Origin of the sequence: Microbacterium sp. ZW CA_36 (assembly GCF_044987475.1) — a bacterium.
Lineage (GTDB): Bacteria > Actinomycetota > Actinomycetes > Actinomycetales > Microbacteriaceae > Microbacterium.
The window spans coordinates 1-7058 of record NZ_JBJDRL010000105.1; the positions used below are offsets into that span (position 1 = coordinate 1).

Consider the following 7058-nt stretch of genomic DNA (forward strand, 5'->3'; position numbering starts at 1 on the left):
TTCCTCGAGCAGGCGCGGACCGCCCACGCGGACACGGCGGCCGTCGACGGTCGCGGTCACGCCCACCGCCGGCGACGACTGGAACCCCGTGGCTGCGGCGAGCGCCAGCCCGCGCGCCTGCGCGGCCCGGACGATCGCCTTCGCCAGCGGGTGCTCGCTGTCGGCCTCGGCCGACGCGGCCAGTGCCAGCACGGCGTCGGCGTCGATGTTCGCGACGGTCGCGACATCCACGACGGTCGGCTCGCCCTTGGTGAGGGTGCCGGTCTTGTCGAAGAGGACCGCGCCGATGGTGCGCATGCTCTCGAGCGCGAGCCGGTCCTTCACGAGCACGCCGCCCCGGGCCGCGCGCTCGGTCGCGATCGAGACCACCAGCGGAATCGCGAGCCCCAGCGCGTGCGGGCAGGCGATCACGAGAACCGTGATGGTGCGCACGACCGCTTCATCCGGCATCCCCAGAGCGCTCCACACGACGGCGGTGAGGGCGGCCGCGCCGAGGGCGAACCAGAACAGCCAGCCGGCTGCACGATCGGCGAGGCGCTGCGCCCGCGAAGTCGAGTTCTGCGCTTCGGCGACGAGCCGCTGGATGCCGGCGAGCGTGGTGTCGTCGCCCGTCGCCGTGACCTCGACCCGGAGTCCGGAGTCGGTGGCGACGGTGCCGGCGGTGACCTGGTCGCCCGTGGCGCGCGCGACGGCCCGGGACTCGCCGGTGACCATGGACTCGTCCATGTCGGCACGGCCGTCGACGATGCGTCCGTCGGCCGGCACGCTGCCGCCGGGGCGCACGACGACGACATCGCCGACGCGCAGCTCGGCAGGGGCCACCGTCACGATGCGGTCGCCCTCGACACGCTCGGCCTCGTCGGGCAGGAGCGCTGCGAGAGAGTCGAGCGCCGACGTCGTCTGCGCGAGCGAGCGCATCTCGATCCAATGGCCGAGCAGCATGATCACGATGAGGAGAGCGAGCTCCCACCAGAACTCGAGCTCGTGGTGGAGCAGGCCCAGGCTCGCACCCCACGAGGCGAAGAAGGCGACCGTGATGGCGAGGCCGATGAGCAGCATCATGCCGGGACGGCGGGCACGCAGCTCTGAGACGGCGCCGGTGAGGAACGGCCAGCCGCCCCAGAAGTACATGACGGTCCCGAGCACGGGCGAGATCCAGCGCACGAGAGGCGCGTCGGGCAGCGTGTAGCCGAGCACCATCGCGAACATGCCCGAGAACGCGACCACCGGGACGGCGAGCACGAGGTTGATCCAGAACAGCCGGCGGAAGCGCGCGACGTGATCCGCACCGTGGCCCGCGTGGCCGCCGTGCGCGCCGTGCGCGCCGTGGCCCATCGCGGCGTGGTCGTGGTCGGCCTGACCCATCGCGGCGTGATCGTCGGCGCCATGGCCGGCATGCCCCATCGCCGCGTGGTCGTGGTCGGCGTGCGCGGAGTGATCCATCTCGGCGTGGTCGTGCCCGGAGTGGAGCGCATCATCGTGCGCCGCGTGCGGCTGGTCGGCGTGCGCGACGCCGCCCAGGTCGCGGTCGCGATTCGGATCGGTCACGGCATTCTCCTCATCGGTACGAGTTCCTTCATACCCCCTAGGGGTATGAGAGTCAATCGCCTGCGACCGCGACGTATTCCCCCGTCGCGGATGTCGGAGGATCGGGCCACACTGGCCCCACCGGACATCACGCGAAGGAGCGCAAAGTGGACATCATCCTGGTCGCGGGTCTGTGGATGGGCGGATGGGCGTGGTACGAAGTCGCGCCCGCCCTCGAGCGCGCCGGTCACCGGCCGGTCGCCCTCACTCTGCCGGGCATGGAATCGGCGGACGCCGATCGCTCGGCGATCACCTTGGACGACCACGTCGCGGCCGTCGTGGCCGCGATCGACGCGGCGCCGGGCGAGAAGGTGGTGCTGGTGGGTCACTCGGCCGGCGCCGGCATCGTCTACGCGGCCGCCGATGCACGCCCGGGCCGCGTCGCGCGCCTGATCCTCGTCGGCGGGTTCCCGACGCCCGACGGCGCCCCGCTCCTCTCCGGCTACGAACCGGTGGGTGCCGATCTCCCCCTTCCCGACTGGAGCGACTTCGACGAGGCCGACCTCCGCGACCTCGGCGAGGGCGGCATGACGGCATTCCGCGCCTACGCAGTTCCCTCGCCGGCGGGCGTGGTCACCGGCATCCAGCATCTCCACGACGACCGCCGGCGCAGCATCCCCGTCACGGCGGTCGCCACCGAGTACTCCGTCGCCGACCTGCGCTCCTGGATCGGCGAGGGTGCGGCGTCCGTGCAGGAGTTCACGACGCTCGAGGACGTCACCTTCATCGACCTGCCGACGGGCCACTGGCCGCAGCTCACGCGCCCGCAGCCGCTCTCACGCATCATCCTCGCGCAGCCGCCGCTCGGCGACGGCACCATCGAGCCCGAGCTCGAGACGATCAGCCCGCGCGCCTTCCACGCCTCGGAAGGGGTCGAGGACTGGCGCGTCCTGTACTGGGGTGCGCACGCGTTCTTCCGGGCCGACTCGCTCGCTCAGGGCGCCCGTCTGGTCGCCGCGATCGTCCCGATCGCCGAGGCCCTCGATCATCACCCCGACGTCGACCTGCGTCCCGAAGGGGTCTTCGTCAAGACGTTCAGTCGCCGCGACGGCGCGTTGAGCAGAGCGGATGCCGAACTCGCGGCCGCGGTCTCGCGCGCTGCCCGCGAACTCGGTCTCGAGCCCGACCCGTCCGCGCTCACCGTCGTCGGCATCGCCGTCGCACAGGGCCCCGATGCCCACGTGCGGCCGTTCTGGAGCGCCGCGCTCGGGTACGATCCGCTCGGCGCCGAGGATGCCGTCGACCCGCTGCGCCGGAATCCGCATGTGTGGTTCCATCCCCTCGAGCCGGCGAAGTCGGGCCGGGGCCGCACGCACATCGACATCTCGGTGCCGCGCGACCAGGTGAATGCCCGCGTCGCCGCGGCCCTCGCCGCCGGAGGCCGCCTGGCCGACGACTCCCACGCTCCCGAGTGGTGGACGCTGACCTCTCCCGACAACCACGGCGTCGACATCGCCGCGTGGACCGACGACTCCGACTTCGCCGGCTGAGGAGCGCTCGCCTGCCCGCAGTGCTCTCGGTCAGCGCACCATGCGCGCGTCGACGAGAGTGGGAACGCCGGGATAGGCCTCCTCGACGCCATCGAACGCGAAGCCGTTGCGGCGGTAGAACGCGATCGCCCTGGGGTTCTCCTTCGCCACCCACAGCACCGCCGGCTCGTCGCCGACGACCTCGTCGAGCAGCGCCTGCCCGACTCCCCCGCCGTGCTCCGCCGCGAGCACGTAGAGCATGTAGAGCTGGCGTTCGCGCGGCGCATCCTGCCCCTCGGTCGCCGTGCTCGGGCCGGATGTCGCCAGGCCGATGATCTGCCCGTCCCGCTCGGCGACGCGGATGCGCCATTCCTCGCGCGGATTCTCGAGAAGCCGACGCCACAACCGGTGACGACCCTGCACGTAGTCCTCGTCGAAGAACTCCTCGGGCAGGAGGTGCGTGTAGGTCTCGCGCCACGTCTCCACGTGGAGATCGGCGATCTCGGCTGCTTCGCTCAGCTCAGGAACGCGCACGATGAACGTCATCCCGCCATCCTTCCAGCCTCGGCTCAGGGCGGAGTCCCGAACGCGGTGAAGAACCGGTCGCGGAACTCATCCATCCGCCAGATCGGCGACCCCGCACCGGGTCGCAGACCCGGCTCCCAGCCCCACCCGGCGACAGCTGCCAAGACGCCCGGATCCTTCGCGATGATGGTGATCGGCACGTCGCGGTCGGCATCCTCTCCGCTCACGATCGCAGCGGGCTGGTGGTCGCCGAGTGCGACCACCACGAGATCCGGGTCATCGACGTTCTCGAGGAAAGAGAACATCGCGCCGAGCGCGTACTCGATCGACAGTCCGTAGAAGCGCTGGACGGTCTGCCGGTCCTCCCAGACGGCGCCGGCGGGGCGGCTGCGCTCGGGCTGCCCGTCGTAGACCGATCCGTCGCCGATCTCTGACCACGGCAGGAGCTCGGGAAGGGGCGCCCACGGGGTGTGCGACGACACGAGGTCGATCTCGGCCATCACCGGCCGCTGCTGATCCACGAGCTGGTGATCAGCGAAGTGCTTCCACGTGTACTGGTCGGGAATCCGCGCATAGCCGAAGGACGGCCCGCGGTAGCCGACATTCGTGGCGTCCAGCAGTGTGCCGAAGCGGTAGAACTCCCGCCCGACCGGCCAGTCCTGGGTGTTGGACGGCACGTCGCCGACCGTCCGCCAGCCGGCCGCGGCGAACGCCGCGCTCAGCGTCAGCCGGTCGCTGCGCACCACTTCGCTGTAGACCGTCTGCGAGTCGATCCACACACCGGTCTGCAGCGTCGCATGCGCGAGCCAGCTCGCTCCGCCGTAGGTGGGCGAGGTGAGCCACGCGCTCTCGGCGGAGTACCCCTCCGCCGTCAGGGCCTCCTCGCCGCGGCGGAGCACCCCACCGACGCCGTCCGAGATCTCGTCGTCGTCCAGCGCGACCCGGCCGTAGCTCTCGATGAAGGCGAAGACGACGTTCTTGCCGCGCAGCGCGGTGAGGAGTTCGTCCTCGTCCACGTCGGCGAACGGATCGCCGGCGATCGCCCGGGCGACGGCCGCTCTCGTCTCGAGCGCAGCGACGGTGCGCGAGACGGCTGAGCCGATGGCGCCGCCGGATGCCGCCGCCGCGGGCGGATCGGCGAGTCCCAGCGGCGGTGCCATCGCGGCGATGGCGACCCAGACGGCGGTCACCGCCGCGATGGCCGCGCGCCCGCGTTCGGCGTGACGGCGCAGCACAGCGTTCACGCGCAGCGCGGCCCACGCCAGCGCCGCTGTCGCGGCGGCGATCACGGCCGCTGCCGCGGCGACGAGCGCGGCTGCCGGAACGCCGCCGATCGCCGCTGCGACGACGCCGTAGGCGTCGCCGAGCTGCGGCCAGTCCAGCGGCACGAAGTGCGTGCCGAGCGCCGCCTCATAGCCGAGGTCGATGCCTGCGAGCACCATCGCCAGGCAGACGAACAGCCCGAACGCCGTCGCGAGCGCGACGCGCGATATGCGCCACGGCGTCACCGCCAGGACGAGCAGGATCACGATCGACTCGACCGGGATCCGCACGAGAGCCAGCGCCGACCCCGTCGCGAGGACGCCGGGCACGAGCGGCAGGACGACGAGCAGGGCGACGGATGCGGCGACCCCGACGCGACCCTGCCATGCCCGGGGCCCTGGGCCACCCGGCGAGGTGCTCACGGAATCTCTGCGGCGACCCGTCCGGCTTCGGCGCCCTGGCCGTCCAGCATGCCGAACCGATCGGAGAGGGCGTAGCGAAGCAGGACGACGTCGCCGATCTGGCACGTGTCTGCGAGCCGGGCGCGGCGCGAGGCGGTCCACGGAAAGGCCGCAGGCCCCACGACGCGTGGCGCGCGCGCCTCGCCGACGAAGAAGGGGGCGATGACGAGATGGAGCTCGTCGACGAGGTCCGCGCCGAGGAACTGGGTCAGCACGGTGCCGCCGCCCTCCACCATGAGGCTGCGCACTCCCCTGCGGGCGGCGAGATCATCGAGCAGCGCTGCCATCATGACGCAGTCGTCGCCGATCCCGACGACGGTCGCACGATCCCCCAGCCGGCGCCGCAGCTGCGCTTCCCGGTCCTGCGGGCAGTAGACGATGCGCGGCCCCTCCCCCGTCGTGAAGAACGCGGCGTCCGGGGCGAGGTCGCCACTCGCCGTCACGGTGACCTTCGCCGGGGACTCCCGCCGGCCCGAGGCCAGGCGTCGCGCGCGTCGGGCGGCATCCCGCACCAGCAGACGGGGGTTGTCTCGGCGCACCGTCGACGCGCCCACCATGATCGCGTCATGGAGGGCACGCACGTCGTCGACACGGTCCAGGTCGGCCGCGTTCGACATCGCCAGCCTGTGGGGCTCGGCGCTGTCGAGGTAGCCGTCGATCGACATCGCGCAACTGAGGGTCACGTAGGGTCGCTCGCTCATACGGATCTCCTCCTCCCGATGATGCCCCTCTGCCGCGGGGAACGGAAGCGGTCCGCCAGCAGTGCTACGGCTCCGGGGGCGACGGCGACGACGGTCAGCACGCCGAACGCCGTCGAGACGGCGACGCCTGCGGCGGCACCCAGCCCCGCGAGGGCGAAGGCGGCGGCAGCGACCGCCTCGCGCGGCCCCCAGCCCCCGATGCTGAGCGGGATCGCGGCCCCGCCGAGCACGATCAGCGCCACGAGGGCGAGTTCGGCGGCTCCGGCGTGCACCCCCGCCGCCAGACCCGCGACGACGAAGGTGGCCGCGTGCGCAGCGACGACGACGACCGACGCACCGGTGATCGCGAGCAGCGTCAGCGGCCGGGACACCACGGGCCGCAGCAGGCGGTACTCGCGGCCGAGCAGCGAGCGCCCCCGCCGACTGAAGGCCACGGCGGCGACGGCGGCCAGCGCGACCACGACGACGCCTCCACTGAGCCACGCCAGCGGAGCCAGCGGCGAGGTCAACCCCAGCGGGAGCAGGATCGCGAGGGTCAGCACGATCTGCACGAGCTGACCGGCGATGCGTTCGGCCGCCACCGCGCGCGCGGCGAGATCCAGCCGGTCGTGGTCGCTGCCGTGCAGATACGCGCGCTGCACGTCGCCCACGATCCCACCGGGAAGCACGGTGTTGAGGAACTGCGAGCGGTAGTACGCGGTGAACGCGTCCCCCCACGCCAGCGGCAGGCCGAACCCCGTCGAGACCAGCCGCCACCGCCAGGCCGCAGCGGCTGTCGCGACCGCCGCGAGCGCGACGGCGGCGAGGATCGTCCACGGCGAGATGGAGGCGAGTCCTTCCACGAAGGGCGCGGCGCCGACCACGGCGGCCGTCGCGACCATGACCGCGAGCGCCGCCACGATCCGCACCGCCATCCGCAGCCGCGGGGGCATGCTTCTCAGCCGGGCCACGCCAGCAGGTCCTCGTGCGACACGGTGACCCGCAGCCGGCCGGCTGCGGGTCACCGTGTCGCACGAGGACCTGCTGGCGTGGCCCGGCTGAGAAGCATGCCC

At 72.5% G+C, this 7058-nt stretch carries 6 protein-coding genes; 1 reads left to right on the top strand and 5 read right to left on the bottom strand.

Annotated elements, in window-relative coordinates; all coding sequences use genetic code 11:
• Positions 1 to 1443, bottom strand: a 1443-nt coding sequence (locus ACI3KX_RS21405) for an HAD-IC family P-type ATPase (RefSeq protein ID WP_404911017.1), incomplete at its 3' end; no start/stop codon positions are given.
• 251 nt (positions 1444 to 1694) lie between these two features.
• On the opposite strand from ACI3KX_RS21405, the gene ACI3KX_RS21410 reads away from it, so the two are divergent.
• Complete coding sequence (locus ACI3KX_RS21410) at positions 1695 to 3077, top strand: alpha/beta fold hydrolase (protein WP_404911013.1); 1383 nt, start codon at positions 1695 to 1697, stop codon at positions 3075 to 3077.
• Between the two features lie 30 nt (positions 3078 to 3107).
• Here the strand turns inward: ACI3KX_RS21410 and ACI3KX_RS21415 are convergent, their stop codons facing one another.
• The 4 genes from ACI3KX_RS21415 to ACI3KX_RS21430 are packed head-to-tail and all read right to left on the bottom strand — an operon-like array spanning position 3108 to position 6956.
• The gene (locus tag ACI3KX_RS21415; protein WP_363354130.1) at positions 3108 to 3602 is read right to left on the bottom strand and encodes a GNAT family N-acetyltransferase; all 495 of its coding nucleotides are present in this window, start codon (positions 3600 to 3602) and stop codon (positions 3108 to 3110) included.
• A gap of 23 nt (positions 3603 to 3625) precedes the next feature.
• Positions 3626 to 5266, bottom strand: coding sequence for a CDP-alcohol phosphatidyltransferase (locus ACI3KX_RS21420; protein WP_404911014.1), 1641 nt, complete (start codon positions 5264 to 5266; stop codon positions 3626 to 3628).
• A complete protein-coding gene (locus ACI3KX_RS21425; protein WP_404911015.1) occupies positions 5263 to 6006 on the bottom strand; it encodes a RibD family protein in 744 nt (247 codons plus the stop codon). The genes ACI3KX_RS21420 and ACI3KX_RS21425 overlap by 4 nt, the downstream gene beginning before the upstream one ends.
• Positions 6003 to 6956, bottom strand: a complete 954-nt coding sequence (locus tag ACI3KX_RS21430; RefSeq protein WP_404911016.1) for a lysylphosphatidylglycerol synthase transmembrane domain-containing protein — start codon at positions 6954 to 6956, stop codon at positions 6003 to 6005. Before ACI3KX_RS21430 ends, ACI3KX_RS21425 begins: the two co-directional genes overlap by 4 nt.
• Between the last annotated feature and the right edge of the window lie 102 nt (positions 6957 to 7058).

Excerpts from the sequence above, each read along its gene's own strand:
- ACI3KX_RS21425 (WP_404911015.1), bottom strand. The coding sequence starts at position 6,006 with ATGAGCGAGCGACCCTACGTGACCCTCAGTTGCGCGATGTCGATCGAC.
- ACI3KX_RS21415 (WP_363354130.1), bottom strand. The coding sequence starts at position 3,602 with ATGACGTTCATCGTGCGCGTTCCTGAGCTGAGCGAAGCAGCCGAGATC.